The organism is Pseudoflavonifractor phocaeensis, from assembly GCF_016901735.1.
Taxonomy (GTDB): Bacteria; Bacillota; Clostridia; order Oscillospirales; family Oscillospiraceae; genus Pseudoflavonifractor_A.
This window is the reverse complement of the sequence record NZ_JACLZC010000161.1, coordinates 1-860: the sequence shown is the minus strand read 5'-3', so window position 1 is coordinate 860 and position 860 is coordinate 1. Positions and strand designations below refer to the sequence as shown.

Here is an 860-nt window from a genome sequence, read left to right as displayed (position 1 = left end):
CATTGCGGTCCATTTTCCCGCGCTCCAGCATCTCTCTCACCACCTACTCCTATTTTAACTCTCTTAAACGAAAAAGCCCAGCTTTCGCTGGACTTTTTCGACAGGCTCACAACCACCAGCTTCGCTGGTGGTTGTGTTCATTCTAATTGGAGAATTGTTCACACAATCAAGTGCTAATCAATTTCTCCGGTTCAGAGACCAGTCAATTTCAGGCGAATTGCTTGGCTTGTTATTGAGCTTGTCGAATAAGAAATCATATTTTTTATGTTGAAAACACCCTTGACAAATCGCTTCCCAAAAGAAAATTCTCCAAAAGGCCGCCAAGGACAAAGGCTACACGGACACGATCTTTTTCGTGGATGACGGGATCACCGGCACTACCATGAAGCGCCCCGGCTTTCAGAAGATGATCGCCGCAATCGAGGCCGGGTACATCTCAGCGGTGTTCGTGAAAGACCTCTCCCGGCTGGGCCGGAACTACATTGAGGTGGGCAAGCTCACCGAAGAATTTTTCCCGCTCCATGATGTGCGGCTGGTGGCCGTTTCCGATGGCGTGGACAGCGACGAAGGCGAGGACGATTTCACCCCGTTCAAGAACATTATGAATGAATACTACGCCAAGGATATTTCCAAGAAGCGCCGGATCGTCAATAAGATGAAAGGCAACGCTGGGATTCCGCTCTCCCCGCCGCCCTATGGCTACATCAAGAACCCGGACGATCCCCGGTTTTGGGTGATTGACCCGGAGGCTGCCGAGGTGGTACGCCGTATCTACCGCATGGCGCTGGACGGGTACGGGCTGGCTGAAACTGCCGCTGCCCTCGGTGCGGATGGGATCGTCAACCCGACCTACTACTGGC

1 protein-coding gene is annotated in these 860 nt (G+C 52.4%); it reads left to right on the top strand.

The annotated features are described in order from the left end of the window. Positions 1-286: 286 nt before the first annotated feature. On the top strand, positions 287-860 hold a 574-nt coding region (locus H7U37_RS16310; RefSeq protein WP_204876970.1), incomplete at its 3' end, for a recombinase family protein.